The organism is Streptomyces sp. NPDC085946 (genome assembly GCF_044540485.1).
Classification (GTDB): domain Bacteria; phylum Actinomycetota; class Actinomycetes; order Streptomycetales; family Streptomycetaceae; genus Streptomyces.
In genome coordinates, this window is record NZ_JBITSF010000004.1 from 275,739 (window position 1) to 301,846 (window position 26,108).

The following is a 26,108-nucleotide window of genomic DNA, read 5'->3' on the forward strand; positions in this document are numbered from 1 at the left end:
GTGCTCCATGCGGCAGACTCGGCCGCATGGACACCTCCCAGTACCTGGAGATCCTGGACCGCGAGGGCCGGTTGCTGGCCTCGGCCGCCGAGCGGGCCGGGGTGGACGCCGCCGTGCCGGCGTGCCCCGGCTGGCGGGTGCGCGACCTGCTGCGGCACACCGGCGTGGTGCACCACTGGGCCGCCGCGTTCGTCGCCGACCGGCACACCGGGGGCCGCCCGATGGGCGAGCCCCCGGAGCTGGACGGCGCCGGCCTCGTGGCGTGGTACCGGGCCGCCCACCGGCACCTGATGGACACGCTGACCGGCGCGCCGTCCGACGTGGAGTGCTTCACCTTCCTGCCCGCGCCCTCGCCGCTGGCCTTCTGGGCCCGCCGCCAGGCGCACGAGACGGCCGTGCACCGGTACGACGCGGAGGGCGCGCGGGGCGGCGAACCCACCCCCTTGGCAACGGACTTCGCGGTGGACGGCATCGACGAGCTGCTGCGCGGCTTCCACGCCCGCCCCAAGAGCCGGGTGCGCACCGCGACCCCGCGCGTGCTGCGGGTCCGCGCCGAGGACGCGGACGCGGCGTGGACCGTACGGCTGTCCCAGGAACCGCCCGTGGCCACCCGGGACGACGGGGCGGACGCCGGGCCCGCCGAGTGCGAACTGGCCGGTCCCGCAGCGCGGTTGTACCTCGCCCTGTGGAACCGGACCCCGGTGCCGACCGTGACGGGGGATCCCGCACTCGCCGCCCTGTGGCGGGAGACATCCGGCATCGTCTAGCCGTCCGGCCGCCGGGAGCGACGTCCCGGGCGACGCCCCGCGTCGGCCGTCCCCGGCCGGGCGGAGGCGGCACGCCGGAGCGGGCAGGCCGGGCCGCGTGGAGGCGACGCCCGCGTCAGCCGTCCGCCAGCATCCGCGCCAGCACCGCGCGTTGCGCCGGGAGCACCTCGTCGTGCAGCGCACGCCCCTTCGGCGTCAGGGCGACACGGACGCCGCGCCGGTCCTCCGGGCACGCGCAGCGCCGGACGAGCCCGTCCTTCTCCAGGCGGGCGATCAGCCGGGACAGCGCGCTCTGGCTCAGATGGACGCGCTCGGAGATCTCCTGGACGCGGTAGGCGGGACCGCCCGCCGCGCACTCGGCCAGGACGTCGAGGACCTCGAAGTCGCTGGCGCACAGACCGTGGCCGCCGAGGACACGGTCGAGTTCGCACTGGGTCCGCGCGTGCAGCGTCAGGATGTCCCGCCACTGCTCCACGAGCGCCTGCTCGGCCCGGTTCGCCGCCATGGCCGCACCGTAGCAGAGGAACGATTTTGTTGCACCGGAATTAAATGCGCTTGCATCTCATGCGCGTGCATGTAACCTCTCGGCCATGACCTCTCCGCTCACCACCCCCGCGTCCGACGGACGCTGGACCCCCCGGCTGTGGGGCACCTTGCTGGTGCTCTGCGCCGCGATGTTCCTCGACGCCCTGGACGTGTCGATGGTCGGCATGGCCCTGCCGTCCATCGGCGCCGACCTGGGCCTGTCCACCTCGACGCTGCAGTGGATCGTCAGCGGCTACATCCTGGGCTACGGCGGGCTGCTGCTGCTCGGCGGACGGGCGGCCGACCTGCTGGGGCGGCGTCAGGTCTTCCTGGTGGCCCTCGCGGTCTTCGCGGTCGCCTCCCTGCTCGGCGGGCTCGTCGACTCCGGCCCGCTGCTGATCGCCAGCCGCTTCGTCAAGGGCCTCAGCGCGGCCTTCACCGCCCCCGCCGGCCTGTCCATCATCACCACGACGTTCCCCGAGGGCCCGCTGCGCAACCGCGCCCTGTCCATCTACACGACCTGCGGCGCCACGGGCTACTCGATGGGCCTGGTCTTCTCCGGCCTGCTGACGGAGGCCAGTTGGCGGTTCACGATGCTGCTGCCCGCACCCGTCGCCCTGATCGCCCTGTTCTTCGGCCTCAGGCTGCTGCCGCGCACCGAGCGCGAGCGCACCGGCGGCGGCTACGACATCCCCGGCGCCGTGCTCGGCACCACCTCGATGCTGCTGCTCGTCTTCACCGTCGTCCAGGCGCCCGAGGCCGGCTGGGGTTCGGCCCGCACGGTGCTGTCCTTCGCCGCGGTCGTCGCCCTGCTGGTCGCCTTCGTGGCCGTCGAGCGGCGCAGCCCCAGCCCGCTCGTGCGGCTCGGGGTGCTGCGCTCCGGTCCCCAAGTGCGGGCTCAGCTCGGTGCGTTGACGTTCGTGGGCAGCTACATCGGCTTCCAGTTCTTGGTGACCCTGTACATGCAGCAGCTGCTCGGCTGGTCGGCGCTGCACACCGCGCTGGCCTTCCTGCCGGCGGGCGCGCTGGTGGCGCTGTCCGCGACGAAGGTCGGGTCCGTCATCGACCGGTTCGGCACGGCCCGGCTGATCGTGCTCGGCTTCGCCCTGATGGTCGCCGGCTACGTGCTGTTCCTGCGCATCGACCTCGACCCGGTCTACGCGGCGGTGATCCTGCCGACCATGCTGCTGGTCGGCGCGGGCTTCGCGCTGACCTTCCCTTCGCTCAACGTCCAGGCCACCAACGGCGTGGACGAGCACGAGCAGGGCATGGTCTCCGGCCTGCTGAACACCTCCGTGCAGGTGGGCGGCGCGATCTTCCTGGCCGTGGTGACGGCCGTGGTGACCGCCCACTCCCCCGCCGACGCCTCGAACGCCACCCCGCAGGCCGTCCTCGACAGCTACCGGCCCGGGCTGGTGGTGGTGACGCTGATCGCCGCCGCCGGTCTGCTGCTCAGCCTCTCCGGACTGCGGGCCCGCCGGCCGCGGCCGTCCGTGGTCGTCGCCAAGTCCACCGCCCCGGAGGCGGAAGCGGAACGGGTGCCCGTCCGCGACTAGGGGGACCGCCTCCCCACCCGGTGCGCCCGGCGGGCCTTGCCCGCCGGGCGCACCCCTGTTTCACTCACGGCATGACGATTCAGCACGGGGGACGGCGGACGCAGGCGCAGCGGGACGCGATCACCGTCGAGACCGGCTACGCGCTGTGCAGCGCGGCCTTCCTCGCCGCGGTCGCCTTCGGGGCGGTCGCCGGTCCGGCCCTGCTCTTCCGGCTCCCGGCCGGCGCGGAGGACGTCCTGTTCGGCGCCGGGACCGGGCTCGCGGCCGTACTGTTCGCCGCCCGGGTCGTCAGCGTGCTGGTCCGCTTCGGGCGCTCGGGGGCGGCGGGCGGCGCGGGCCACGACCGCACCGGCCCGCGACCGTGAGGCAGTCCGACAGCGACAACGGCCCGTGACCGTGAGGCAGCCGGGCGGCGACGCGGCGACACCGCCACGTGACCGTGAGACGGCCCGACAGCACTACTACGCCACCTTGACGCGGCCCGACGGCAACACCACCACGCCACCGTGACGCGGCCCGACGGCAACACCGCCACGCCACCGTGACGCGACCCGGCGGCGACGGCCGGTGGCCCTTGCCCCACCCGGCCGGCCCGGCCGCGCCAGCCCGACTCGTGAGCGGGAAAGACCAGTTGGGCCCGGCCCCGGACGTCCGGTCGCCATGGCCCGGCTGACGTGCGTCTTCGCGGTGAGCGGGCTGACGACCGGGCGGCGCGCGATTCCTCGTCGGACAGGCCGGTGCCGGCCAGAGCCCTCACCTCCCGTTCTCCCGTTCCCGTTCGGTGAGCCCGGCGAGGGCGCCGGCGGCCGCGGGTCCCTCGGACCGGGCCGCGGCCTCGGCGACCGGACGCCGCGTCACGCCGGGTGGGAGCAGCGCGTCCCGGCCGTGGACGCGGCCACCCCGGCCGTGGACGAGGACGCCCGGGCGGGAGGCGGAGGCAGCGGCCGGGACCGTTCTGCGGAGCGCGCCCGCCGCCGTGCGGGCAGACTGGCCCTGAGCGGGGCCGAGGCCCTCGGAGAAGGGCTCCGCTCCCACGACTTGAGGGGGAACCCATGTCCGCGTACGTCCAGAAGCCGGGCCGGCTGACCGTCAACGTGCTCAACCGTTCCGTCGCCTGGCTGACCCGCCGCGGCGTCAGCGTCCGGGGCTCACGCGTCCTGGCCGTCCGCGGCCGCACGAGCGGCCGGTGGCGGACGACGCCGGTCAACCTGCTGACCGTCGACGGCCGGCAGTACCTGGTCGCACCGCGCGGCCACGTCCAGTGGACGCACAACATGCGGGCGGCGGGCGGCGGCGAGCTCCGCCTCGGCCGGCGCGTCGACGTCTTCACCGCGACCGAGGTCACCGACGACGGCAAGCCGCCGCTCCTGCGCGCCTACCTCGCGCGCTGGAAGGCCGAGGCCGGGAGCTTCTTCCGGGGCGTCGGCCCCGGCTCGTCCGACGACGAGCTGCGCCGGATCGCCCCCGACCACCCGGTCTTCCTGCTCACCGTCACAGAGACCGCGGCGCGCTGACCGTCAGGGCCTCACGCACCGGTCTCCTCGTCCGCCGGCCGGCGGTCCAGCGCGGTCAGGGCGCGCTGGGCCATCGGATGGGTGCGGACCAGCTCGCCGAGCGACGACGAGCCGCGGGTGATGTCCCGGAACACCCGCCACGCCGGGCGGAAGCCGGTCAGGGCCGCGTGGAACAGCCCGGGACGGCGCTCGAACACCGCCAGCATCCGCTTGCCGACGCTCATCTCGACGCCGAGCCCGGCCTTGACGGCGAACGCGTAGTTCAGGGCCTGCCGGCGCGCGTCCACGGCGTCGTGCGCCTCGGCGATCCGGACCGCCCACTCCCCCGCGAGCCGCCCCGACCGCAGGGCGAAGGAGATGCCCTCGCGGGTCCACGGCTCCAGCAGCCCCGCCGCGTCCCCGCACACCAGCACCCGTCCGCGCGACAGCGGCGAGTCGTCGGCCCGGCAGCGGGTCAAGTGCCCGGAGGAGATGCTCGGTTCGAAGCCGGCGAGGCCGAGCCGCCCGATGAACTCCTCCAGGTACCGCTTGGTGGCGGCGCCCTCGCCGCGCGCCGAGATCACGCCGACGGTCAGCGTGTCGCCCTTGGGGAAGACCCAGCCGTAACTGCCGGGCATCGGGCCCCAGTCGATGAGCACCCGCCCCTGCCAGTCCTCGGCGACCGTGTCCGGCACCGGGATCTCCGCCTCCAGGCCGAGGTCGACCTGGTCGACCTTGACCCCGACGTGCGCTCCTATCCGGCTGGCGCTGCCGTCCGCGCCGACGACCGCGCGGGCGAGCACGACCTCGCCGCCCTGCAGCACGACGGCGACCGTGCGGCGGTCCGGCACGGCCGAGCCGTGCTGCTCGACGCGCTGCACGGTGGCGCCGGTGCGCAGCTCGGCACCCGCCTTCTGGGCGTGCTCGACGAGCCGCTGGTCGAACTCGGGCCGGTTGATCAGCCCGAACAGCATCTGCTTGGAGCGGCGGGTACGGGTGAAGCGGCCGTTGTTCGAGAAGGTCACCGCGTGCACGCGGTCCTTCAGCGGCAGTTCGAACCCCGGTGGGAGCGCGTCGCGCGAGGGGCCGATGATGCCGCCGCCGCACGTCTTGTACCGGGGCAGCTCGGCCTTCTCCAGCAACAGCACGCGCCGTCCCGCGACCGCCGCCGCGTAGGCGGCCGAAGCGCCCGCGGGTCCCGCGCCCACCACGACGACGTCCCACACCTGCCGCACGTCGTCCGCCGAAGAGTTCTCGCTGCTCACGATGGTCTACTGCTCCCGATCAAGCCGCCTGCCGCTGTCTCCCGCATCCTACGGCGGCGGTCACCGCAGGCCGCTGTGGGAGGATCGGCGGCGTGGGGGCCCCGCATGTCGGAGCGCACCCGCGCCCGCACGATCATCTCGTACACAGAAGTACGCGGAAGTACAACGTCGCACCCACAAGGAGCGTGCCCATGTCGTCGCATCCGGTCGCCGCGACCGTCGCCTCTCTCATGCCCAGGGCGAAGGCGGAGCTCACCGAACTGGTGGCCTTCAAGTCGGTCGCGGACTTCGGCCAGTTCCCGCGCGGCGAGAGCGAGGGCGCGGCGCGGTGGATCGCGGACGCGCTGACCGCCGAGGGTTTCGAGGACGTGGCCCTGCTGGACACGCCCGACGGCACCCAGTCGGTGTACGGCTACCTGCCCGGCCCCGAGGGCGCGAAGACGGTCCTGCTGTACGCCCACTACGACGTGCAGCCGCCGCTGGACGAGGCCGGCTGGACCACCCCGCCCTTCGAGCTGACCGAGCGGGACGGCCGCTGGTACGGGCGCGGCGCCGCCGACTGCAAGGGCGGCGTGATCATGCACCTGCTGGCGCTGCGCGCGCTGAAGGCGAACGGCGGCGTGCCCGTGCACGTGAAGGTGATCGTCGAGGGCTCCGAGGAGCAGGGCACGGGCGGTCTGGAGCGCTACGCCGAGGAGCACCCGGAGCTGCTGGCCGCCGACACCGTCGTCATCGGCGACGCGGGCAACTTCCGGGCCGGCCTGCCGACGGTCACCACCACCCTGCGGGGCATGACCACCGTCCGCGTCCAGGTCGACACCCTCGCGGGCAACCTGCACTCGGGCCAGTTCGGCGGTGCCGCGCCCGACGCGCTGGCCGCGCTGATCCGCGCCCTGGACTCGCTGCGCGCCGAGGACGGCTCGACGACCGTCGACGGTCTCGCCCCGGACGCCGCGTGGGAGGGGCTCCAGTACGACGAGGAGCAGTTCCGGCAGGACGCCAAGGTGCTCGACGGCGTGGAACTGATCGGCTCGGGCACGGTCGCCGACCGCATCTGGGCGCGCCCGGCCGTCACGGTCCTCGGCATCGACTGCCCGCCGGTCGTGGGCGCCACCCCGTCCGTGCAGGCGAGCGCCCGCGCCCTGGTCAGCCTGCGGGTGCCGCCGGGCGTGGACGCGGCCGAGGCGACCAAGCTGCTCCAGGCCCACCTGGAGACGCACACGCCGTGGGGTGCCCGGGTGAGCACCGAGCAGACCGGCCAGGGCCAGCCGTTCCGCGCCGACACCGGCAGCCCGGCGTACCAGGCCATGGCGGACGCGATGGCCGCGGCGTACCCGGGCCGGCAGATGCAGTACGCCGGTCAGGGCGGCTCCATCCCGCTGTGCAACACCCTCGCCGCCCTCTACCCGAACGCGGAGATCCTGCTGATAGGCCTGAGCGAGCCGGAGGCGCAGATCCACGCGGTGAACGAGAGCGTGTCCCCCGACGAGCTGGAGCGGCTGTCGGTGGCGGAGGCGCTGTTCCTGCGCAACTACGCGGCGGGCTGAGCCCCGGCTCCGCCCGCGGCAGAGGCCCCCGTCCCCGGACGGGGGCCTCGCCTACGGTCGTGCCATGGGCGTCGTCGCACTCCTCCCCCGGCTGCACCCGCTGCGCTTCCCCGTCGGCCAGGCCTGTCCCTGGCGCGACGGCGACGCGTCGACGCTGATCGACGCGGGGGCACGCGGGCTCCGGCGCGCCGATCGCCGAGGCGGTGTCCGCGCTCGGCCACGACCCCCGTGACGTGCGGCGGATCGTGCTCACCCACGTCCACGAGGGCCACGCGGGCGGAGCGGCGGAGTTCGCCGCGCTCAGCGGCGCCGCGGTGCCGGCCCACCGCCTGGAGGCGCCCCTCGTCCGGGGCGGGGTCCCGGGCCCTCAGCCGGTGTTCGAGGACCGGGAGCGTCCCCTGCACGAGGCGGCGCGCCGGCTGCTGCCGAGGGCGGCTTCGCCCGTCCGCGGTCGGTCACCGGGCTGTCCGACGGGGACGTCCTCGACGTGGGCGGCGGAGCACGCGTCGTCCACGTCCCCGGGCACACGGACGGCAGCATCGCGCTCCATCTCCCGGAGCACGGCGTGCTGTTCACCGGCGACACGGTCGCCGCGTCGCCCGTCGACGGCGCGGTGACGCCGGGGGTCTTCGACCTCGACCGCTCCGCGGTCCTGGCCGCGTGCCGCCGGCCGGCGGCGCTCGACACGGACGTGGCCTGCTTCGGCCACGGCGATCCGGTGGTGGGACGGGCCTCGGCCGCCCTGCGGACGGCGCTGGACCGGGCCCCCGCCTGACACGCGCGCCGCGCTCCCGCGGCACCGGCGTCAGCCGACCGGCACGCCGGCCTCCAGGTAGAGCGCCGCGCCGCGTTCCCGGGCCCGCAGTGCCCAGCGCAGCCGCTCGTAGCGCACCGGGGGCAGCAGACCGGCGGCCTCCTCCTCGGTGACGAAGCGCCAGTCGCGCAGCTCCGGCCCGGGCAGCAGCATCCGGGCGGCCTCGGCGGCGTCGAGGCGGCCGCCGTCGAAGAGGAGGCGCAGTCCGCCGTAGCCGGGCGGTGCGGGCGGTTCCCAGTCGACGACGAGCAGGGTGGGCGCGTCGTCCAGATGGATGCCGGTCTCCTCGGCGACCTCGCGCACCCCGGCCCGGGCGGGGGCCTCGCCGGGCTCGACGACGCCGCCGGGGAACTCCCAGCCGGCCTTGTAGGTGGGGTCGACGAGCAGCACGCGGTCGTGCTCGTCGAAGAGGAGGACACCGGCGGCGAGCGTCTCGGCGGTGGGCTCGGGCGTCTGCACGATGTCGCAGGCGGGCGCGGAGCCGTCGCCGACGGCCTCGGCGATCCGCTGGGCCGTCTCGTACGGGGTGAGCGCGCTGGTGTCGATCGGGTGGGCGTCGGCGGTGAGCCAGGACGCGAGGGCGGTGCGGTACGGCTCGATGTGGTCGTGGGCCCACTGCCGTACGCGTATCTCCCCGTCGGGGAGGCCGGGTGGGACCTCGCGGCCCGCCATGCGCTCCCGCAGGATCGTTTCGGCCGGGGCCAGGAGCACATGGCGGACCGGGATCCGGCGCGCGGCGAGACCGCCGAAGATCTCGTCGCGGTACTCCTGGCGCAGCAGGGTCATGGGGACCACGAGCGTCCCGCCGAGCTCGGCGAGCATCGCGGCCGCCGTGTCGATCACGAGACGTCGCCAGATCGGCAGGTCCTGGAAGTCGCCGGCCTCGGCCAGGCGCTTGGCCGGCAGCAGGTGCTGGAGTGCTCCGCCGATGACCTCGGGGTCGAAGAGCGTGCTGTTCGGGATCAGGTCGACCAGTTCCCGTGCGGTGGTGGTCTTCCCCGCACCGAACGCACCGTTGATCCAGACGACGGTCACAGGTCCCCCTCTGCTGTTGGCCCCCTGTGGCTTGCCCGCTCCACCCTGCCACGGAAACCAGCCCCAGTTGAGGGCGCACGACGACGGCACCAACACCCCCTGCGGACGGGGGTGCCGGCGCCGTGCGGTCCGGCCGCTCGAACCGTCAGCCGTTGTCCCTCCCGGCGCCCTTCTTCCCGGCGCCCCGGTCGTCGGCGTCGTCCTCCAGGGACAGGCTGTCCTGGGCGACGACCGCCCCGTCGAGGGTGCTGAGGGTGTCGTCGACGGTGAGGCCGCCGAGGCCCTCGCCGAGGGCGTGCGACGGGGTGACCGCCGCGACGACGAAGCCGGTGGCGAGGGAGGCGATGGCGAGCATGCTGCGCTTCTTCATGCCTCACACAACGCGGGACCGGCCCCGGGGTCACGCACCCGCCCGTGACGCCCCCGTCCCCACGGCCATGCCGTCCTCGCACCCCGCACCCGTCCGCCTGGCGTGCTCGGGGAGTCACGGCCCGGAGGAGACCCGTGCGCGACGCGGACGGCCGCATCCCCGCCGACGCGGACGGGCGCCCGCCCACGGAGGCGTCCGCAGCGTCCTGACGGCCGCGTTCGGCCCGGCCGGCGGCGCGCCCGCCGCGGTCACCACGGGCCGCGGCCTGCGGGTGCCGTACGCGATGACCTCCGGGCGTCCGGGGAGCGTCACCCGCCCGCCCTGCCGCGGCCACGCCCGCCGGGCCCACCTGCGCCGCGCCGGGCAAGCTGGGCAGCCGAACGGCCGGGCGCCCCGCCCGGCGCGACCGTGTCCCCGGCGCAGGCGGGCCTCCGGGCACCGGCCGTGCCGGGACCGGCGGGAAACGTTCCTGCACTCGGTCGCCGGCCCGCTGCTCACACTCCCGCGGCGGCCGCCCTCGCGCCGAGCGCGGCCGCCGCCGCGCCCACCAGACCGGCGTCGGTGCCCGTCCGGGCCGGGGCCACGGTCAGGCGCCGGACGAAGGACAGGGTCGCGTAGTCGGCGAGCGCCTCGCGCAGGGGCGCGAACAGGACGTCGCCCGCCTTGGCCACTCCCCCGCCGACGACCGCGATGTCGATCTCGACGAGCGTGGCGGTGGCCGCGATGCCGGCCGCCAGGGCCTGGGCGGCGCGTTCGAACGAGGCGACGGCGACCGGGTCGCCGAGCCGGGCCGCGGCGGCCACGGCGGCGGCGGAGGTGTCGCCGTCCGGGCCGGGGCGCCAGCCGTCGGCCAGGGCCCGGCGGGCGATGTTCGGGCCGCTCGCCAGGCGCTCCACACAGCCGCGCGCGCCGCACGGGCAGGGCTCGCCGTCGAGGTCCACGCTGATGTGGCCGATGTGACCGGCGTTGCCGGTGGGTCCCGGGTGCAGCCGGCCGCCGAGGACCAGGCCGCCGCCGACGCCCGTCGAGACGACCATGCACAGCGCGTTGTCGTGGCCGCGCGCGGCGCCCTGCCAGTGCTCGGCCGCCGTGATCGCCACGCCGTCGCCGATCAGCTCGACGGGCAGGTCCCCGGCGGCGGCCCGGACCCGCGCGACGAGCGGGTAGTCGCGCCAGCCGGGCACGTTGACCGGGGAGACCGTCCCGGTGGTGGCGTCCACGGGGCCGGCGCTGCCGATGCCGACGGCCGTAACCCGGGGCCACCGCGGCGAGGCGGTCAGCTCGCCGAGGACCTCCTCGACGGCCCGCATCACCCGCTCGCCGTCCTCCTGTGCGGGCGTCGGGCGCTGCGCGCGCACCAGGATCGTGCCGTGGCCGTCGACCAGCGCTCCGGCGATCTTGGTGCCGCCGATGTCGAGCGCGGCCACGAGGTCGGTGTGCATGAGTGTCGGATCTCCCCGTCAACCGTGGAAAAGGGCTGGCCGGTCCAGCGGTGGGGACGTGGGCCGGAGATGGTGGTGGACAGTCTCTCCCGGGCGTGACAACGTTGTCCAGGCTCTATGCTCGACGCCACATCCTCATACAAGACCTTGGACCGCGCATCCCCGGGGACGCGACGACCCGCGGGCGCCGGCTCCGCGCGCGAGCCCCGCGGGTGCGAGCGCCGCGGGACGCGCGCCGCCGGACACGCTCCCCGGGGCCGACGACCAGACAGGACACCGCATCGTGCCCGAGACCGCCAGACGAGCAGACCGCCACACCGGAACGCGTTACGGCAACCGTCCCACCATGAAGGACGTCGCGGCCCGCGCCGGTGTCGGACTGAAGACCGTCTCCCGTGTCGTCAACGGGGAGCCCGGGGTCACGCCCGAGACGGAGCGCCGCGTCCGGGAGGCCATCGAGGCCCTCGGCTTCCGCCGCAACGACAGCGCCCGGGTGCTGCGCAAGGGCCGGACGGCGAGCATCGGGCTGGTGCTGGAGGACCTCGCCGACCCGTTCTACGGGCCGCTCAGCCGCTCGGTGGAGGAGGTGGCCCGGGCGCACGGCGCCCTGCTGATCAACGGTTCCAGCGCCGAGGACCCGGACCGCGAGCAGGAACTGGTGCTGGCGCTGTGCGCGCGGCGCGTGGACGGGCTGGTGGTGATCCCGGCCGGGGACGACCACCGGTACCTGGAGCCGGAGCTGAAGGCGGGGGTGGCCACGGTGTTCGTGGACCGGCCGGCCGGCCGGATCGACGCCGACGTGGTCCTGTCGGACAACTTCGGGGGCGCCCGCGACGGGGTCGCCCACCTCATCGCCCACGGGCACCGCCGGATCGGCTTCATCGGCGACATGCCCCGCATCCACACCGCCGCTGAGCGGCTGCGCGGCTACCGGGCCGCCATGGCGGACGCGGGGATACCGGTGGAGGGCGCCTGGATGTCGCTGGGCATCACGGACCCGGAGCGGGTGCGCCGGGCGGCCGAGGAGATGCTCTCCGGCCCGCGGCCCGTCACCGCGATCTTCACCGGCAACAACCGGGTGACGGTCACCGTCATCCGCGTGCTCGCCGAGCAGTCCCGCCGCGTCGCCCTGGTCGGCTTCGACGACATCGAGCTCGCCGACCTGCTCCAGCCCGGGGTCACGGTCGTCGCCCAGGACGCGGCCGCGCTCGGCCGCACCGCCGCGGAACGCCTCTTCCGCCAGCTGGACGGCGACCTCCTCGTCCCCGAGCGCGTCGAACTCCCGACCCGGCTGATCACCCGGGGCTCGGGGGAGGTGCCGCCGGCGGAGTGAGGGGGCCGCGACGGCACCGCCGCCCCGTTCCCGTGCGCCCCGGCGCCCCGGCGGTCCGGCGGTCAGGCGGTCCGTGCGGGCGCACGGAGCGCGGCCGGCGGGCGTCAGGCGGACGCGGTCAGGTCGCCGCGCCGGGGTGCGGCGAAGCCCTCCAGGTCGGCGCGGGTCAGGCCGGTCGGACGGGTGACCTCGGCGATGTCGAGGGCGCCGCAGTCCAGGCCGCGCAGCAGGTAGCCGCTGAGGGCCTTGGCGGTGGCGGGCTCGTCCATGACGTCGCCGGCGGTGCGGCCGGCGTAGCGGGCGAGGCGGTCGGCGGCCCGCTCGAAGCCCTCGCGGTAGAAGGCGAAGACGGCCGCGTAGCGGGTGGGGAGGTGGCCGGGGTGCATGTCCCAGCCCTGGTAGTACGCGCGGGCCAGGGCGCGGCGGGTGAGGCCGTAGTGCAGGCGCCAGGCGTCGTGGACCTGCCCGGTGGGGCCGACGGGCAGGACGTTGGTGGAGCCGTCGCAGACGCGGACGCCGGTGCCCGCGGCGGCGACCTGCATGACCGCCTTGGCGTGGTCGGCGGCCGGGTGGTCGCTCGCCTGGTGGGCGGCGGAGACGCCGAGGCAGGCGCTGTAGTCGAAGGTGCCGTAGTGCAGGCCGGTGGCGCGGCCCCCGGCGGCCTGGATCATGCGGGCGACGGTGGCGGTGCCGTCGGCGCCGAGGACGGCCTGGCTGGTCTCGATCTGGATCTCGAAGCCGATCCGGCCGGGCTCCAGGCCGTGCGTCTTCTCGAACGCCTCCAGCAGCCGGGCCATGGCGGTGACCTGCTCGGCGTAGGTGACCTTGGGGAGGGTGAGGACGAGCCCGCCGGGCAGGCCGCCGGCCGCCATCAGGCCGGTGAGGAAGATGTCGAGGGTGCGGATGCCCCGGTCGCGGACCGGCGCCTCCATGCACTTCGCGCGGATGCCCATGTACGGGGCAGCGGTGCCGTGGGCGTACGCCTCGGAGATCAGCCGGGCGGCGCGGGCGGCGGCCTCGTCCTCCTCGGCGCCGGGGCGGTTGCCGTAGCCGTCCTCGAAGTCGACGCGCAGGTCCTCGACCGGCTCGCGTTCCAGCTTGGCCCGCACGCGCGCGTACACGGGACCGGCGAGGTCGTCGGGCAGGCCGAGGACGGCGGCGAACGAGGCGGCGTCCGGGGCGTGCGCGTCGAGGAGGGCGAGGGCCTGGTCGCCCCAGGAGCGGATCGTGCCGGCGGCGAAGGCGTCGCCGGGGACGTAGACGGTGTGGACGGGCTGCCGGGTGCCGGGGTCGCCGGGGTAGCGGCGCTCCAGTTCGGCGTCGACCGGGGCGAGGGAGGCGCTGATCTCCTCGCTGACGGCGCCAGCGAGGCTCGTCGCCACCTTCTCCTGCTGACCCATCCCACACCCTCCGTTTTCCGCTTTACGGAATCAACAATCCGTAGAGTGAAGTTATCGGGCGCCCTTCCCGCCGGTCAACACCGTCTTGCCCCTCGATCTCCGCCCGCATCTCGGCACGTTCCCGCCCGTCCGGCACCGTTTCCCACGAAGGAGCCCCGTGCCGGACCGCCGCCGCGTCACGCGCCGCCCGGCCCTCAGGACCGCGATGGCCGCCGCCGTCGCCCTGCCGCTCTCCAGTACAGCACCCCCCTCCGGGCCCGCCGCGGCGAAGCAGCGCCGCGGCCGCCCGCTGGAGGCGGTGCCGCTCGGCCCGCGGTTCGCGAGCACGACCGGGTCCCGCAACCGGGCCGCCCGCGGACCCGTGGTGCGGGAGCTGCCGCGCGGGAGGTCTGCGTCCTGGACACCCGCCTCGGCAACGCGGGCCCGCTCGCCCGCGCGCGTGGCGCGGGCCTGGCCGGCCGGCGGACCGCGGCGCTCGGCCGGTCCCTGCCGGTGGTGGTGACCGGCGACTTCTACGCCGCGGCGCACGGCGACCCGGTGCACGGCACCCTGCTGGGTGCCGGGCCCGCCGGCACCCGGGACGCGGCGGCCGAGCGCGGCGAGCGGTACGGGACGCTCCACCGGCACCGGCCGCCGGTGCCGGGCGGCACCCGCATCGACTGGATCCGGCCACGCCGGACGTGACGGCGCACCGGGTGTCGGTCGACACCTTCGCGGTGGACGGGCGGTTCCCGGGCGACCACCTGCCGGCGGGGGCGGCACCGGGCCCGTGGGACGCGCGAGGCCCCCGTGACCGGTGCCGGTCACGGGGGCCTCGCGGCGCTCGGGGAGCGGGTCAGCCCTTGCGGGCCTTGATCTCCTCGGTCAGCTGCGGGACGACGTCGAACAGGTCGCCGACGACGCCGTAGTCGACCAGGTCGAAGATCGGGGCCTCGGGGTCCTTGTTGATGGCCACGATGGTCTTCGAGGTCTGCATGCCGGCGCGGTGCTGGATCGCGCCGGAGATGCCGGAGGCGATGTACAGCTGCGGCGAGACCGACTTGCCGGTCTGGCCGACCTGGTTGGTGTGCGGGTACCAGCCGGCGTCGACGGCGGCGCGCGAGGCGCCGACGGCCGCGCCGAGCGAGTCGGCCAGGGCCTCGATGACCGCGAAGTTCTCGGCGCCGTTGACGCCGCGGCCGCCGGAGACCACGATCGCGGCCTCGGTCAGCTCGGGGCGGCCCGTCGACTCGCGCGGCGTACGGCCGGTGACCTTGGTGCCGGTCGCCTGGGCGGAGAAGGTCACCGACAGGGCCTCGACCGCGCCGGCGGCCGGGGCGGCCTCGACCGCGGCCGAGTTCGGCTTGACGGTGATGACCGGGGTGCCCTTGGAGACACGGGACTTGGTGGTGAAGGACGCGGCGAACACCGACTGGGTGGCCACCGGGCCCTCGTCGCCGGCCTCCAGGTCGACGGCGTCGGTGATGATGCCGGAGCCGATGCGCAGCGCCAGGCGCGCGGCGATCTCCTTGCCCTCGGCGGAGGACGGCACCAGCACGGCGGCCGGGGAGACGGCCTCGTGGGCGGCCTGGAGGGCGTCGACCTTCGGCACCACCAGGTAGTCGGCGTACTCGGACGCCTCGTGGGTGAGGACCTTGACGGCGCCGTGCTCGGCGAGCGTGGCGGCGGTGTCGCCGGCCCCGTTGCCGAGGGCGACGGCGACGGGCTCGCCGATGCGGCGGGCCAGGGTCAGCAGCTCCAGGGTCGGCTTGCGGACGGCGCCGTCCACGTGGTCGACGTAGACGAGAACTTCAGCCATGGGATTGCACTCCTGCTTGCGGAAGATGAGGGACGGTCAGCGGATGCGCGCTCGGGAAGACGTCTGGCCCGCTGCTCAGACGAACTTCTGGCTCGCGAGGAACTCAGCGAGCTGCTTGCCGCCCTCGCCCTCGTCCTTGACGATCGTGCCGGCCGTGCGGGCCGGGCGCTCGGTCGCGGAGTCGACCGTGGTGTAGGCGCCCTCGAGGCCGACCTCCTCGGCGTCGATCTCCAGGTCCTCCAGATCCCAGGACTCCACCGGCTTCTTCTTGGCCGCCATGATGCCCTTGAAGGACGGGTACCGGGCCTCGCCGGACTGGTCGGTGACGGACACGACCGCCGGGAGGGACGCCTCCAGCTGCTCGCTGGCGGCGTCGCCGTCGCGGCGGCCCTTGACCGTGCCGTCCTCGACGGAGACCTCGGAGAGCAGGGTGACCTGCGGGACGCCGAGGCGCTCGGCGAGCAGCGCGGGGACGACGCCCATGGTGCCGTCGGTGGAGGCCATGCCGGAGATGACAAGGTCGTAGCCGGCCTTCTCGATGGCCTTGGCCAGGACCAGGGAGGTGCCGAGGGCGTCGGTGCCGTGCAGGTCGTCGTCCTCGACGTGGATGGCCTTGTCGGCGCCCATGGACAGCGCCTTGCGCAGCGCGTCCTTGGCGTCCTCGGGACCGACCGTCAGGACGGTGATCTCCACGTCGTCGTCGGAGTTCTCGGAGATCTGCAGCGCCTGCTCGACCGCGTACTCGTCGAGCTCGGAGAGCAGACCGTCCACGTCGTCCCGGTCGACGGTCAGGTCATCGGCGAAGTGCCGGTCGCCAGTGGCGTCGGGCACGTACTTCACAGTGACAACGATCCTCAAGCTCACGCCGGCTCTCCTACTGCATCGTCATTTCTCGGCTGCCTGCCTGCAGGCAGCATAGGCGCCACAAGCGGCCGATCCCGGTCGGGGCCACCCACGCTCCGAGCGAATATTACTCGCCAGTACACCCAGTTCATTCCCGCTAAGCAAGCGCTTTGAACTGTGACCTTCGCAACGCAGCGTAACCGGAACTCGACGGGTGCGCAGCAGGAGGAGGCGGGGTCAGTCGCGCAGGCCGTGGAAGCGGCCCTGGTGGTACAGCAGGGGCCGGCCGGTGCCCGTGGGGTCGCCGAGGAGGACCTCGGCCAGGACGATGCGGTGGTCCCCGGCCGGGACGCGCGCGGCGACGCGGCAGACCAGCCAGGCGAGGACGCCGTCGAGCACCGGGACGCCCTCGGGGCCCTCCCGCCAGCGCGTGGCCGCGCCGAAGCGGTCGGCGCCGCTGCGCGCGAAGGTGGCGGCCAGGTCCTGCTGGTGCTCGCCGAGGATGTGGACCCCGACGTGGTCGGTCGCCGCCACGGCCGGCCAGCTGGAGCCGCCCGTGCCGATGCCGAAGGAGATCATCGGGGGCTCGGCGGAGACCGAGGTGAGGGAGGTGGCCGTGAAGCCGACGGGGCCGGCCTCGCCGCGGGCGGTGATCACCGCGACACCCGCCGCGTGCCGCCGGAAGACGGAGCGCAGCAGGTCGGGGGAGGCGAGCCGGGGAGTACCGAGGCCGGAGGCGGCCGTCATCGAGTGCTCCTCGGTGCGCGCCCGGGCAGGGAGGGGTCCGAAGGCATGACGTCAGGCTGACGATAGGTGCTGGGTGCAGTCAAGTCGGTCCCGGGATGTGGGAGAAGGCTCGCGGCCCGTGTCACGGCGTCCCCACCGCCTTCCCGAGCGCGGCGATCACGTCGGCCTTGCGCGGCTGGCCGGCGGCGCGCCGCACGACCCGGCCGTCGCCGTCCAGGACGAGGACGGTGGGGGTCTTCAGGATCTCCAGCCTCCGTACGAGGCCGAGGTGGGCCTCGGCGTCGATCTCCACGTGGGCCACGCCGGGGACGATGCCCGCGACCTCGCCGAGGATCCGCCGGGTGGCCCGGCAGGGCGCGCAGAACGCGCTGGAGAACTGCACGAGCGTGGCGCGCTCCCCCAGCTCCGCGCCGAGGTCGGCCGCGCCCAGCCGCTTTCCGTCGTCCTGCCCGCGCACCCGCGCCCTCCCGCTCCGCCGCCGTCGCGGCGCCCCGCGGGCGCCCGCCGCCGCGAGCACCGGGACGCGCGCCACCAGTCCGGTCATCACCTGGCTGCAGCGTTCACGGGACCGCAAAGATTCCCGGCCCCCGGCGGGGTCCCACCGGGAGATCCTCGTCCCGTGGACATCGGCGCGAGGGGGCCGCGCCTCGGGGCGGTCGTGACGGCCGTGGTGCCGGCGGCGTCCCGATCGCCTCCGGCGCGTGGCCGCCGGCCCGGTGGACGCCGGCGCTCGCGCCGGGCGGCGCGGGCCGTTCGCCGTGCGGCGCGCCGTTCCGCCGGGCGATGCGGCCCCGGCCGGGGCCGCGCTCGCGGCCGCCTTCCCGGGCGCGGCGTCCGGCCACCGCCCGGGCCGCGGGACGCACCTGGCGACACGCCGGGTGACGGCGCGCACGGAGTAACGGATGGGCAAAACACCGAGGTGATCATTGGTACGACGTGACGAGAATCTCGCCGTGTGCGGGCACCAGGGCTGGTACCCCGGCCGTTCTTGGGGCACGATCTGCGACGAGCCGTAAACCTACGGCTGCGTAACTTTCCGCCGGGAGTCCTTCCCAGGCAGGGAGAAGGAAGGGTCCGACCCGCCCATGGCAGAACTCGTCTACCGTCCCGTCGTCGGTCTCGCCCGCACCTTGTTCAAGGTGTGGGACCTCAAGATCGATTGCAGGGGGTCGGAGAACATCCCGCGCTCGGGCGGCGCCGTGCTGGTGAGCAACCACATCAGTTACCTGGACTTCGTCTTCAACGGTCTCGCGGCGCTGCCGCAGAAACGCCTCGTGCGCTTCATGGCGAAGGAGTCGGTCTTCCGGCACAAGGTCTCCGGTCCGCTCATGCGCGGGATGAAGCACATCCCCGTGGACCGCAAGCAGGGCGAGGCCGCCTACGCGCACGCCCTGGACTCGCTGCGCTCCGGCGAGATCGTGGGCGTGTTCCCGGAGGCCACCATCTCCCCCTCGTTCACGCTGAAGAGCTTCAAGTCGGGTGCCGCGCGCCTGGCGCAGGAAGCGGGCGTGCCGCTGATCCCGATGGCGGTGTGGGGCACGCAGCGGCTGTGGACCAAGGGCCACCCGCGCAACTTCAAGCGCAGCCACATCCCGGTCACCATCCGGGTCGGCGAGCCGGTCGAGGCGCCCCGCGACCAGTACGCGGGGGCGATCACGCGCCGGCTGCGGGAGCGGGTGCAGGAGCTGCTGGAGGCGGCGCAGCGCGCCTATCCGGTGCGCCCCCAGGGGGCGGACGACACCTGGTGGATGCCGGCGCACCTCGGGGGGACGGCACCGACCCCGGAGCAGGTCCGGGCCGCCGAGGCCCACTGAGACCACCGCCCGGGCCGCCGCGCCCGGGCGTTTCCGTGTCCCCCCGCGTGCCGCCGGCCCGCCTCAGAGTGCGGTGGGGAGCGTCCGCCACAGGTGCGGCCGGTCGGTGGCGGCCCTGAGGGCGCTCAGCACGGCCGGGTGGGGTGCCGCGTACAGGACCGGGTGGTCCCGTTCGCCCGCCTCCGGGTCGGGGACGAAGGCCAGCCGTTCGCCGTCCAGCGAGAAGCGGGCGTCCACGCCGGGCTTGTTGCCCCGCGGGTCCTGCCGGTGCCAGGCGCCGTGGAACCGCACGGCGACCAGTCCGTGCACCACGTCGAACTCCTGGTAGCACAGCGCGGTCGGGATGTCCTCGGCCCGCAGCAGGGCGGCCAGCGCGTGTGCCTTGGCGTAGCAGATGCCGGTGCGCTGCTCCAGGACGTCGGAGGCGCGCCAGGTGACACGGAGATCGCCGGAGTCCTGCGCGTGCGGGATGGTGTCGCGCATGAACTCGAAGGCCGCCCGCGCATATTCATACGAGTCGGCCACCCCCTGGGCCAGTCGCGCCGCCGTCTCGCGCACGAGCGGGTGATGGTGGTCGATCACCTCGTCGGCCGCGAGGTAGGCCGACAGGTCAGGGGTCTCTTGGATCAGCTGCATGCCCGCAGAGCATAGGGACGCGATCGGCCCAAGGTCAATATTTTTTCGATACATGGAATATTTATGCATCACCTGCCATCGTCGGTCTGCCACCGGCCGCGTCCGGGGGCCTGGGCCCCCGGACGCGCGGACGGAACGGTCTAGCGGGCCATCTCCTCCTTGAGGGCCGCCACGAAGAGGTCGACGTCCTCCTCGGTCGTGTCGAAGCCGCACATCCACCGGACGTCGCCCGCGGCCTCGTCCCAGAAGTAGAAGCGGAACCGCTTCTGCAGCCGCTCGCTCACGTCGTGCGGCAGCCGCGCGAAGACCGCGTTGGCCTGCACCGGGTGGAGGATCTCCACCCCGTGCACGGCCCGTACGCCCTCGGCGAGGCGCTGGGCCATCTCGTTGGCGTGCCGGGCGTTGCGCAGCCACAGGTCCCGGGCGAACAGGGCCTCCAGCTGCACCGACACGAAGCGCATCTTGGAGGCGAGCTGCATGGACAGCTTGCGCAGGTGCTTCATGCGGCGGACGGCGTCCGGGTCGAGGACGACGACCGCCTCGCCGAACAGGGCGCCGTTCTTGGTGCCGCCCAGGGAGAGGATGTCGACGCCGGCCGCGTTGGTGAGAGTCCGCATCGGGACGTCCAGGGCGGCGGCCGCGTTGGCCAGCCGGGAGCCGTCGAGGTGCACCTTCATGCCGTGCGCGTGGGCGTGCTCGCAGACGGCGCGGATCTCGTCCGGGGTGTAGACGGTGCCCAGCTCGGTGGTCTGGGTGATCGAGACGACCTGCGGCATCGCGCGGTGCTCGTCCTCCCAGCCGTACGCCTGCCGGTCGATCAGCTCGGGGGTGAGCTTGCCGTCGGGCGTGGGGACGGTGAGCAGCTTCAGGCCGCCGACCCGTTCGGGCGCGCCGCACTCGTCGACGTTGATGTGCGCGCTCTCGGCGCAGATCACCGCGCCCCAGCGGTCGGTGACCGCCTGGAGCGCGACGACGTTCGCGCCGGTGCCGTTGAAGACCGGGAACGCCTCGGCGGTCGCGCCGAAGTGGCTGCGTATGACCTGCTGGAGGTGGTCGGTGTACGCGTCCTCGCCGTAGGCGACCTGGTGCCCGCCGTTGGCCAGGGCCAGGGCGGCGAGCACCTCCGGGTGGGCCCCGGCGTAGTTGTCGCTGGCGAAACCGCGGACGTCCGGGTCGTGGTGGCGACGGGCGTCGGTCTTCGGTGGGTTCACGGCTTCTCGGTCAGCCACAGACGGTTTCCGTTCACTTCCGCGGCGGGCTTCTCCCAGACTCCGGTGACCGCCTCGGCGAGGTCCTTGACGTCCGTGAAGCCCGCGAACTTCGCGTTGGGGCGGTCGGCGCGCATCGCGTCGTGCACCAACGCCTTCACGACCAGGATGACAGCCGCGGACGTCGGCCCCTCGTCGCCCCCGGCCTTGCGGAAGTAGTCGGCCAGGGCCAGCGTCCACGCCTCGGCCGCGGCCTTGGCGGCGGCGTACGAGGCGTTGCCCGCGGTGGGCCTGGTCGCCCCGGCGGCGCTGATCAGCACGTACCGGCCGCGGTCGCTGCGCTGGAGGGCCTCGTGGAAGGCGAGGGAGGTGTGCTGCACGGTGCGCACCAGCAGCAGCTCCAGGAGGTCCCAGTCGTCCAGGCTCGTCTTGGTGAAGGTCTCCGAGCCGCGCCAGCCGCCGACGAGGTGGACCAGGCCGTCGATCCGGCCGAACTCCTTCTCGGTGCGCGTGGCCCAGTCGCGGGTGGCATCCAGGTTGAGCAGGTCGACCGTCTCGCCGGTGACGGTCGCGCCGCCGGACGCGTAGCGCGCCGCGTCGACGGCCTCCGCGAGCCGTTCCGGGTCGTTGTCGGCGCCGACGACGGTCGCGCCCGCCTCGGCGAGGCGGAGCAGCGCCGCCCGCCCGGCGGGACCGCCCGCTCCGGCCACCGCGATCACCGCGCCGCTGAGCGCCCCGTTCCCCGCCATGGTCCTCGCCTCCTGAGCCTGGTTGTCGCGGTCGCTCACGCGGCGACCCGCCCGGCGCCGTCCCTCGTGATGCCCTTGGTCGCCGCGATGACGTTCTTCAGCTTCTTCGACAGCGCCTCATAGAACATGCTCAGCGGAAACTCGTCGGGAAGCACGTCGTCGACGAGCTTGCGCGGCGGCTGCGTCAGGTCGAGGGCGTCGGGGCCCTTCGCCCACTTCGAGCCGGGGTGCGGGGCGAGGTAGGCGGAGACGAGCTCGTAGCCGGCGAACCAGTGGACGAGCTTGGGGCGGTCGATGCCGTCGCGGTAGAGCTGCTCGATCTCGCCGCACAGCTGGTTGGTGACCTGCGGGGCGCGCTCCCAGTCGATGGAGAGCCGGTTGTCGGTCCAGCGGACCACGTCGTGCTTGTGCAGGTAGGCGAAGAGCAGCTGGCCGCCGAGGCCGTCGTAGTTGCGGACGCGCTCGCCGGTGACCGGGAAGCGGAACATGCGGTCGAAGAGCACCGCGACCTGCACGTCACGGGCCTGCGGGACGCCTTCCCCGGCCAGCTTCACGGCCTCCTTGAAGGCGGTGAGGTCGCAGCGCAGCTCCTCCAGGCCGTACATCCAGAACGGCTGGCGCTGCTTGATCATGAACGGGTCGAACGGCAGGTCGCCGTGGCTGTGGGTGCGGTCGTGGACCATGTCCCACAGCACGAAGGCCTCCTCGCAGCGCCTCTGGTCGTGGACCATGGCGGCGACGTCCTCGGGCAGTTCCAGGCCGAGGATGTCGACGGCGGCCTCGGTCACGCGGCGGAAGCGGGCGGCCTCGCGGTCGCAGAAGATGCCGCCCCAGGTGAACCGCTCCGGCGCCTCGCGCACGGCAATGGTCTCGGGGAAGAGGACGGCGGAGTTCGTGTCGTAGCCGGAGGTGAAGTCCTCGAACGTGATGCCGCAGAACAGCGGGTTGTCGTAGCGGGTGCGCTCCAGCTCGGCCAGCCAGTCCGGCCAGACCATGCGCAGCACGACCGCCTCCAGGTTGCGGTCCGGGTTGCCGTTCTGCGTGTACATCGGGAAGACGACCAGGTGCTGCAGGCCGTCCCGGCGGTTGCGCGCCGGCTGGAAGGCGAGCAGCGAGTCGAGGAAGTCGGGCACCTCGAAGCCGCCGTCGGCCCACCGGTGCAGGTCCTTCACCAGGGCCTCGTGGTAGGCGCGGTCGTGCGGCAGCAGCGGGGACAGCTCGCGGACGGCGTCCGTGACCCGCCGGACGGCCCGCTCGGCGGCGGCGCGGTCCGGGGCGCCCTCGGCGCCGAAGTCGATCGAGCCGTCCTTGGACTGCCAGGGCCGGATCCGCTCCACGGCATCCTTGAGCACGGGCCACGCCGGGTGCTCCACCACCCTCGTCGCCGGAGGATTCTTCTCCTCCGCACCCACCTGCACAAGAATTTCCGTCATGTCCCATCCTCCACTGGAGAACCTAGCGTAAGAAGACCGTATACATACGAGGTTCCTCCCAGCAAGGGGAGCCTCGGGAAATTATCCTGCGCAACCCCGGCATTCACCGCTCTTTTTCCTGCCGGACGCGGTTTCTGCGGTGACTACGCCATACGGGTCACGCCCGCGGAAGCGGCCGGCGACGCGAGCGGTACCGTCCATGGGGGCCGCCGGGCCGGGGCCCGCCGGCACCACCGTCGACGGAAGCGAGTCGTCTTGAACTTCCTCACCATCGGACACCGCGGAGTGATGGGTGTCGAACCGGAGAACACCCTGCGGTCCTTCGTCGCCGCCGAGGAGGCGGGGCTCGACGCGATCGAGCTCGACCTGCACCTGAGCAAGGACGGTGCCCTGGTCGTCATGCACGACACCGACGTGGACCGCACGACCGACGGCACCGGACCGATCGCCGGGAAGACCCTGGAGGAGCTGCGCGCCCTGGACGCGGGCCGCGGCGAGCGGGTGCCGGTCTTCGAGGAGGTGCTGGACGCCGTCCGGGCGCCGCTGCAGGCCGAGATCAAGGACGTGGCCGCGGCGCGGGCGCTGGCCGCGGTGCTGCGGGAGCGCGACCTGGTCGGCCGGGTCGAGGTGTCCTCGTTCCACGACGAGGCGATCGCCGAGACGGCCCGGCTGGTGCCGGGCGTGCGCACCGCGCTCATCGCGAGCCGGTACGGCACCGACATCGTGGACCGCGCCGTCGCGGCCGGCGCCGGGACCGTGTGCCTCAACATCCGCCGGCTGACCCTGGAGGTCGTGGAGCGGGCGCGGGCGGCGGAGCTGAGGATCATCGGCTGGGTGGTGAACACGCAGGAGCACCTGCGTCTCGCCCGGGCCCTGGGACTGGACGGCGCCACCACTGACTACCCGGAGGTCGGGCGCCCGGGCCGGCCGGCGGCGTGACCCCGGGTGCGCCGCGCACCCGGCCGCGCGTTCAGACGAGCGGCTTGACCAGCAGTTCGAACCGCAGGTCGTCGCGGAGCGGGATGCCGAACCGCTCGTCGCCGTACGGGAAGGGGCTCGTGCGTCCCGTGCGGCGGTAGCCGCGGCGCTCGTACCAGGCGATGAGGTCGTCGCGGACGGAGATCACCGTCATGTGCATCTCCGTCACGCCCCACGTCGTGCGGGCCTCGCGCTCGGCCCGCGCGAGGACGACCTTGCCGAGGCCCTCGCCCTGGAGCGCGGGGCTGACCGCGAACATCCCGAAGTACGCGTGCTCGCCGCGGTGTTCGAGCTGGCAGCAGGCGACGATCCGGCCTTCGCGCTCCGCGGTCAGCAGGCGGCTGCCGGGGGACTCGACCACGGCCAGCACGCCCGCCGGATCGGTGCGCTGTCCCGCCAGGATGTCCGCCTCGGTGGTCCACCCGGCCCGGCTGGCCTCCCCCCGGTACGCCGACTCCACCAGCGCGACCAGTTCGGCCACGTCGGCGGCGGTGGCGTCGCGGAAGGCGAGGGCGGGGGCGGCGGTGGCGGCGGGTTCCATGGGGGTGCGTCTCCGTTTCCTGGCGCGGCTCGGGCTGGGACGAGGGTATCCGTGCCGCTAGGCTCCGGGCGCATGGTGCATGTACTCAGCAGCCGGATCCTGCTCCGCCCCACCGACCCCGAGCGGTCCCGCGCCTTCTACGGCGAGCAGCTGGGCCTCGCCGTCCACCGCGAGTTCGGCACGGGCCCGGAGCGCGGCACCGTCTACTTCCTCGGCGGGGGCTTCCTGGAGGTCTCGGGCCGCTCCGAGACGCCGCCCGACCCGGCCGTACGGCTGTGGGTGCAGGTCGCGGACGCGGCCGGGGCGCAGGAGGAGCTGCGGGCGAAGGGCGTGGAGATCGTCCGGCCGCCGGTGAAGGAGCCCTGGGGGCTGATCGAGATGTGGATCGCGGACCCGGACGGGGTCCCGATCGTGCTGGTGGAGATCCCGGCGGACCACCCGCTGCGCTACCGCCCGGGCATCTGACCGCCCGGACCGGCCCCGCCCACCGTGCCGGGCGGGAGGGTGCGGCCCGGGCGGGCAGCCGGTGCCCCGGCCCTGTGCCCCGGTGCGCGGGGCCGGTGTGCGGGCCGCCGGCCTCGGCGGGGCCCGGCGTCCGTCCGCCCGGACACCGGGGAGGCCGCCGGCCGCTGATGCCCGCCTGCCCGGACCGGCCGGTCCGCTGGACCGGCCGTCGGCACGGTGGCGCAGCAGTGGGACCCGACGGCGGACCCGCGCCGCTCGGCGGCGAGCGCGGCCCGCTCGGCCGCCCGGGGGCCGGTACCGATCGCCGGGCCGCCGCTCCAGCCGGCCGAGGACGGTTCCGCGGGGACGCGCACGGCGGAAGGGCCGCACCGGGGCGCGGACGCGGCGGGCCTCCGGGACGGGCGGTACGCGCCGCGGGTGCGCCCGGGCCGGCGCCGCCCACCGGCGGGGCGCGCCCGATGGCCGGGACCCGGGCCGCGGCTTAGCGTGCTGGAGGGGTGCCCGTGCCGCTCTCCCCGGGAGGAACGCCATGAAGCTCGACGCGCCGGTGACCGGCGGGCCCTGCTGGGCCGAGCTGGGGACGCCCGACCTGGCGGCGGCCCGGCGGTTCTACACCCGGCTGTTCGGCTGGCGTCCGGAGACCGATCCGCGCCGGGAGGCGGGCGGTCGCACGATCGCCCGCCTCGGGGACGCCGCCGTCGCCGCGCTGACCCCGCTGCACCGGCCGTCGCAGCCGGTCGCGTGGCACGTGTCGTTCGCGGTCGCCGACGCGGACACCACCGGGCGGGAGGTCACGGCGGCGGGCGGAGTCCTGCTGGCCGGGCCGGCGGACGTGTCCGACGCGGGCCGTCTCGCGGTGGCCGAGGACCCGACGGGCGCGGTCTTCCAGGTGTGGCAGGCGGGGACCTTCCCGGGCGCGGGCCTGTTCAACGCGCCGGGCTCGCTGGGCTGGGTGGAGTTGCTGACCCGCGGCCCCGAGCGGGCCGCGGCCTTCTACACCGGGGTGTTCGGCTGGAGCGCCGGCGGCTCGCGGCCCTACACCCGGTGGAGCGTCGGCGGGGCCGACTTCGGCGGCATGGTCGCCATGGACGAGAAGTTCCCGCACGAGGTGCCCGCGCACTGGCTGCCGTACTTCGCGGTGCGGGACGTGGAGGACGCCGCGGCGGTGGCGACCCGGGCGGGCGGCACGGTGCTGATGGAGCCGGTCTCGGTGCCCGACGGTCCGCGCATCGCGGTGCTGCGGGACCCGCAGGGGGCGATGTTCGGCGTGCACCGGGCGGACGGCTGGACCTGACCGCGGCGCGGCGCGCCCCGGAGCACGGCCCACCGCCGGGCACGGCGCGCTTGCC

Annotated in this window: 26 protein-coding genes and 2 pseudogenes; 12 read left to right on the forward strand and 16 right to left on the reverse strand. The window is 74.6% G+C overall.

Going from position 1 to position 26,108, the window contains the following annotated elements; genetic code table 11:
* Nucleotides 1-26 precede the first annotated feature (26 nt).
* Nucleotides 27-767 (forward strand): maleylpyruvate isomerase family mycothiol-dependent enzyme, encoded by a 741-nt coding sequence (locus ACIF8T_RS11305; protein ID WP_400033571.1) that lies wholly within the window; start codon nucleotides 27-29, stop codon nucleotides 765-767.
* A gap of 115 nt (nucleotides 768-882) precedes the next feature.
* Here ACIF8T_RS11305 and ACIF8T_RS11310 read toward each other — a convergent pair whose 3' ends face one another.
* Nucleotides 883-1,272, reverse strand: coding sequence for a MarR family transcriptional regulator (locus ACIF8T_RS11310; RefSeq protein WP_400033573.1), 390 nt, complete (start codon nucleotides 1,270-1,272; stop codon nucleotides 883-885).
* A gap of 85 nt (nucleotides 1,273-1,357) precedes the next feature.
* Between ACIF8T_RS11310 and ACIF8T_RS11315 the strand changes: the two genes are divergently transcribed.
* Together ACIF8T_RS11315 and ACIF8T_RS11320 are read left to right on the forward strand one after the other, a co-directional pair.
* Nucleotides 1,358-2,848, forward strand: a complete 1,491-nt coding sequence (locus ACIF8T_RS11315) for an MFS transporter (protein WP_400033575.1) — start codon at nucleotides 1,358-1,360, stop codon at nucleotides 2,846-2,848.
* Between the two features lie 71 nt (nucleotides 2,849-2,919).
* Nucleotides 2,920-3,213, forward strand: a complete 294-nt coding sequence (locus ACIF8T_RS11320; protein ID WP_400033577.1) for a DUF6332 family protein — start codon at nucleotides 2,920-2,922, stop codon at nucleotides 3,211-3,213.
* Between the two features lie 239 nt (nucleotides 3,214-3,452).
* On the opposite strand, the pseudogene ACIF8T_RS11325 reads toward ACIF8T_RS11320, so the two are convergent.
* Nucleotides 3,453-3,727 (reverse strand): annotated as a pseudogene (locus ACIF8T_RS11325) (DNA-binding response regulator); the annotation flags it as partial.
* Between the two features lie 173 nt (nucleotides 3,728-3,900).
* On the opposite strand from ACIF8T_RS11325, the gene ACIF8T_RS11330 reads away from it, so the two are divergent.
* Nucleotides 3,901-4,362 (forward strand): nitroreductase family deazaflavin-dependent oxidoreductase, encoded by a 462-nt coding sequence (locus ACIF8T_RS11330; protein ID WP_400033579.1) that lies wholly within the window; start codon nucleotides 3,901-3,903, stop codon nucleotides 4,360-4,362.
* 11 nt (nucleotides 4,363-4,373) lie between these two features.
* On the opposite strand, the gene ACIF8T_RS11335 is transcribed toward ACIF8T_RS11330, so the two are convergent.
* Complete coding sequence (locus ACIF8T_RS11335) at nucleotides 4,374-5,606, reverse strand: geranylgeranyl reductase family protein (protein ID WP_400033581.1); 1,233 nt, start codon at nucleotides 5,604-5,606, stop codon at nucleotides 4,374-4,376.
* Nucleotides 5,607-5,797: 191 nt separating this feature from the next.
* Here ACIF8T_RS11335 and ACIF8T_RS11340 point away from each other — a divergent pair, with 191 nt between their 5' ends.
* Entirely contained in the window at nucleotides 5,798-7,153 is a 1,356-nt protein-coding gene (locus ACIF8T_RS11340; RefSeq protein WP_400033583.1) for a dipeptidase, read from the forward strand.
* Nucleotides 7,154-7,386: 233 nt separating this feature from the next.
* Nucleotides 7,387-7,928: pseudogene (locus ACIF8T_RS11345) on the forward strand (MBL fold metallo-hydrolase).
* 30 nt (nucleotides 7,929-7,958) lie between these two features.
* Here ACIF8T_RS11345 and ACIF8T_RS11350 read toward each other — a convergent pair.
* From ACIF8T_RS11350 to ACIF8T_RS11360, 3 genes are all read right to left on the reverse strand, one after another.
* Nucleotides 7,959-9,002, reverse strand: coding sequence for an NUDIX domain-containing protein (locus ACIF8T_RS11350; RefSeq protein WP_400033585.1), 1,044 nt, complete (start codon nucleotides 9,000-9,002; stop codon nucleotides 7,959-7,961).
* Between the two features lie 145 nt (nucleotides 9,003-9,147).
* Nucleotides 9,148-9,372 (reverse strand): hypothetical protein, encoded by a 225-nt coding sequence (locus ACIF8T_RS11355; RefSeq protein ID WP_400033587.1) that lies wholly within the window; start codon nucleotides 9,370-9,372, stop codon nucleotides 9,148-9,150.
* Between the two features lie 494 nt (nucleotides 9,373-9,866).
* A complete protein-coding gene (locus ACIF8T_RS11360; RefSeq protein WP_400033589.1) occupies nucleotides 9,867-10,814 on the reverse strand; it encodes an ROK family protein in 948 nt (315 codons plus the stop codon).
* A gap of 283 nt (nucleotides 10,815-11,097) precedes the next feature.
* Here ACIF8T_RS11360 and ACIF8T_RS11365 point away from each other — a divergent pair, with 283 nt between their 5' ends.
* The gene (locus ACIF8T_RS11365; RefSeq protein ID WP_400033591.1) at nucleotides 11,098-12,147 is read left to right on the forward strand and encodes a LacI family DNA-binding transcriptional regulator; all 1,050 of its coding nucleotides are present in this window, start codon (nucleotides 11,098-11,100) and stop codon (nucleotides 12,145-12,147) included.
* Between the two features lie 104 nt (nucleotides 12,148-12,251).
* Here the strand turns inward: ACIF8T_RS11365 and ACIF8T_RS11370 are convergent, their stop codons facing one another.
* On the reverse strand, nucleotides 12,252-13,547 hold the full coding sequence (locus ACIF8T_RS11370; protein WP_400033593.1) for a DUF6986 family protein: 1,296 nt from the start codon (nucleotides 13,545-13,547) through the stop codon (nucleotides 12,252-12,254).
* Between the two features lie 495 nt (nucleotides 13,548-14,042).
* On the opposite strand from ACIF8T_RS11370, the gene ACIF8T_RS11375 reads away from it, so the two are divergent.
* Entirely contained in the window at nucleotides 14,043-14,231 is a 189-nt protein-coding gene (locus tag ACIF8T_RS11375) for a hypothetical protein (RefSeq protein WP_400033595.1), read from the forward strand.
* Nucleotides 14,232-14,382: 151 nt separating this feature from the next.
* Here the strand turns inward: ACIF8T_RS11375 and ACIF8T_RS11380 are convergent, their stop codons facing one another.
* The 4 genes from ACIF8T_RS11380 to ACIF8T_RS11395 all read right to left on the reverse strand — a co-directional run bounded on the left by ACIF8T_RS11380 (nucleotide 14,383) and on the right by ACIF8T_RS11395 (nucleotide 17,479).
* Complete coding sequence (locus ACIF8T_RS11380) at nucleotides 14,383-15,345, reverse strand: electron transfer flavoprotein subunit alpha/FixB family protein (protein ID WP_400033597.1); 963 nt, start codon at nucleotides 15,343-15,345, stop codon at nucleotides 14,383-14,385.
* A 75-nt stretch (nucleotides 15,346-15,420) separates the two neighbouring features.
* On the reverse strand, nucleotides 15,421-16,209 hold the full coding sequence (locus ACIF8T_RS11385) for an electron transfer flavoprotein subunit beta/FixA family protein (protein WP_400033599.1): 789 nt from the start codon (nucleotides 16,207-16,209) through the stop codon (nucleotides 15,421-15,423).
* Between the two features lie 216 nt (nucleotides 16,210-16,425).
* On the reverse strand, nucleotides 16,426-16,935 hold the full coding sequence (locus ACIF8T_RS11390) for a flavin reductase family protein (RefSeq protein ID WP_400033601.1): 510 nt from the start codon (nucleotides 16,933-16,935) through the stop codon (nucleotides 16,426-16,428).
* A 121-nt stretch (nucleotides 16,936-17,056) separates the two neighbouring features.
* Entirely contained in the window at nucleotides 17,057-17,479 is a 423-nt protein-coding gene (locus ACIF8T_RS11395; RefSeq protein ID WP_400033603.1) for a thioredoxin family protein, read from the reverse strand.
* A 541-nt stretch (nucleotides 17,480-18,020) separates the two neighbouring features.
* On the opposite strand from ACIF8T_RS11395, the gene ACIF8T_RS11400 reads away from it, so the two are divergent.
* Nucleotides 18,021-18,749 carry a lysophospholipid acyltransferase family protein gene (locus ACIF8T_RS11400; protein ID WP_400033605.1) on the forward strand — a complete coding sequence of 243 codons (729 nt, stop codon included), beginning with the start codon at nucleotides 18,021-18,023 and terminating at the stop codon, nucleotides 18,747-18,749.
* A gap of 63 nt (nucleotides 18,750-18,812) precedes the next feature.
* Here ACIF8T_RS11400 and ACIF8T_RS11405 read toward each other — a convergent pair whose 3' ends face one another.
* The 4 genes from ACIF8T_RS11405 to ACIF8T_RS11420 all read right to left on the reverse strand — a co-directional run bounded on the left by ACIF8T_RS11405 (nucleotide 18,813) and on the right by ACIF8T_RS11420 (nucleotide 22,775).
* On the reverse strand, nucleotides 18,813-19,385 hold the full coding sequence (locus tag ACIF8T_RS11405; RefSeq protein ID WP_400033607.1) for a transglutaminase domain-containing protein: 573 nt from the start codon (nucleotides 19,383-19,385) through the stop codon (nucleotides 18,813-18,815).
* Nucleotides 19,386-19,525: 140 nt separating this feature from the next.
* Nucleotides 19,526-20,596, reverse strand: coding sequence for a threonine aldolase family protein (locus tag ACIF8T_RS11410; RefSeq protein WP_400033609.1), 1,071 nt, complete (start codon nucleotides 20,594-20,596; stop codon nucleotides 19,526-19,528).
* Nucleotides 20,593-21,342, reverse strand: a complete 750-nt coding sequence (locus ACIF8T_RS11415; protein ID WP_400033933.1) for an SDR family NAD(P)-dependent oxidoreductase — start codon at nucleotides 21,340-21,342, stop codon at nucleotides 20,593-20,595. Before ACIF8T_RS11415 ends, ACIF8T_RS11410 begins: the two co-directional genes overlap by 4 nt.
* A gap of 35 nt (nucleotides 21,343-21,377) precedes the next feature.
* Nucleotides 21,378-22,775 (reverse strand): DUF6421 family protein, encoded by a 1,398-nt coding sequence (locus ACIF8T_RS11420; protein ID WP_400033611.1) that lies wholly within the window; start codon nucleotides 22,773-22,775, stop codon nucleotides 21,378-21,380.
* A gap of 255 nt (nucleotides 22,776-23,030) precedes the next feature.
* Here ACIF8T_RS11420 and ACIF8T_RS11425 point away from each other — a divergent pair, with 255 nt between their 5' ends.
* Nucleotides 23,031-23,714 (forward strand): glycerophosphodiester phosphodiesterase, encoded by a 684-nt coding sequence (locus ACIF8T_RS11425; RefSeq protein WP_400033613.1) that lies wholly within the window; start codon nucleotides 23,031-23,033, stop codon nucleotides 23,712-23,714.
* Between the two features lie 31 nt (nucleotides 23,715-23,745).
* Here ACIF8T_RS11425 and ACIF8T_RS11430 read toward each other — a convergent pair whose 3' ends face one another.
* Complete coding sequence (locus tag ACIF8T_RS11430; RefSeq protein ID WP_400033615.1) at nucleotides 23,746-24,294, reverse strand: GNAT family N-acetyltransferase; 549 nt, start codon at nucleotides 24,292-24,294, stop codon at nucleotides 23,746-23,748.
* Nucleotides 24,295-24,366: 72 nt separating this feature from the next.
* Here ACIF8T_RS11430 and ACIF8T_RS11435 point away from each other — a divergent pair, with 72 nt between their 5' ends.
* Nucleotides 24,367-24,759, forward strand: coding sequence for a VOC family protein (locus ACIF8T_RS11435; protein ID WP_400033617.1), 393 nt, complete (start codon nucleotides 24,367-24,369; stop codon nucleotides 24,757-24,759).
* 529 nt (nucleotides 24,760-25,288) lie between these two features.
* The gene (locus ACIF8T_RS11440) at nucleotides 25,289-26,053 is read left to right on the forward strand and encodes a VOC family protein (RefSeq protein ID WP_400033619.1); all 765 of its coding nucleotides are present in this window, start codon (nucleotides 25,289-25,291) and stop codon (nucleotides 26,051-26,053) included.
* The last annotated feature ends 55 nt before the right edge of the window (nucleotides 26,054-26,108 follow it).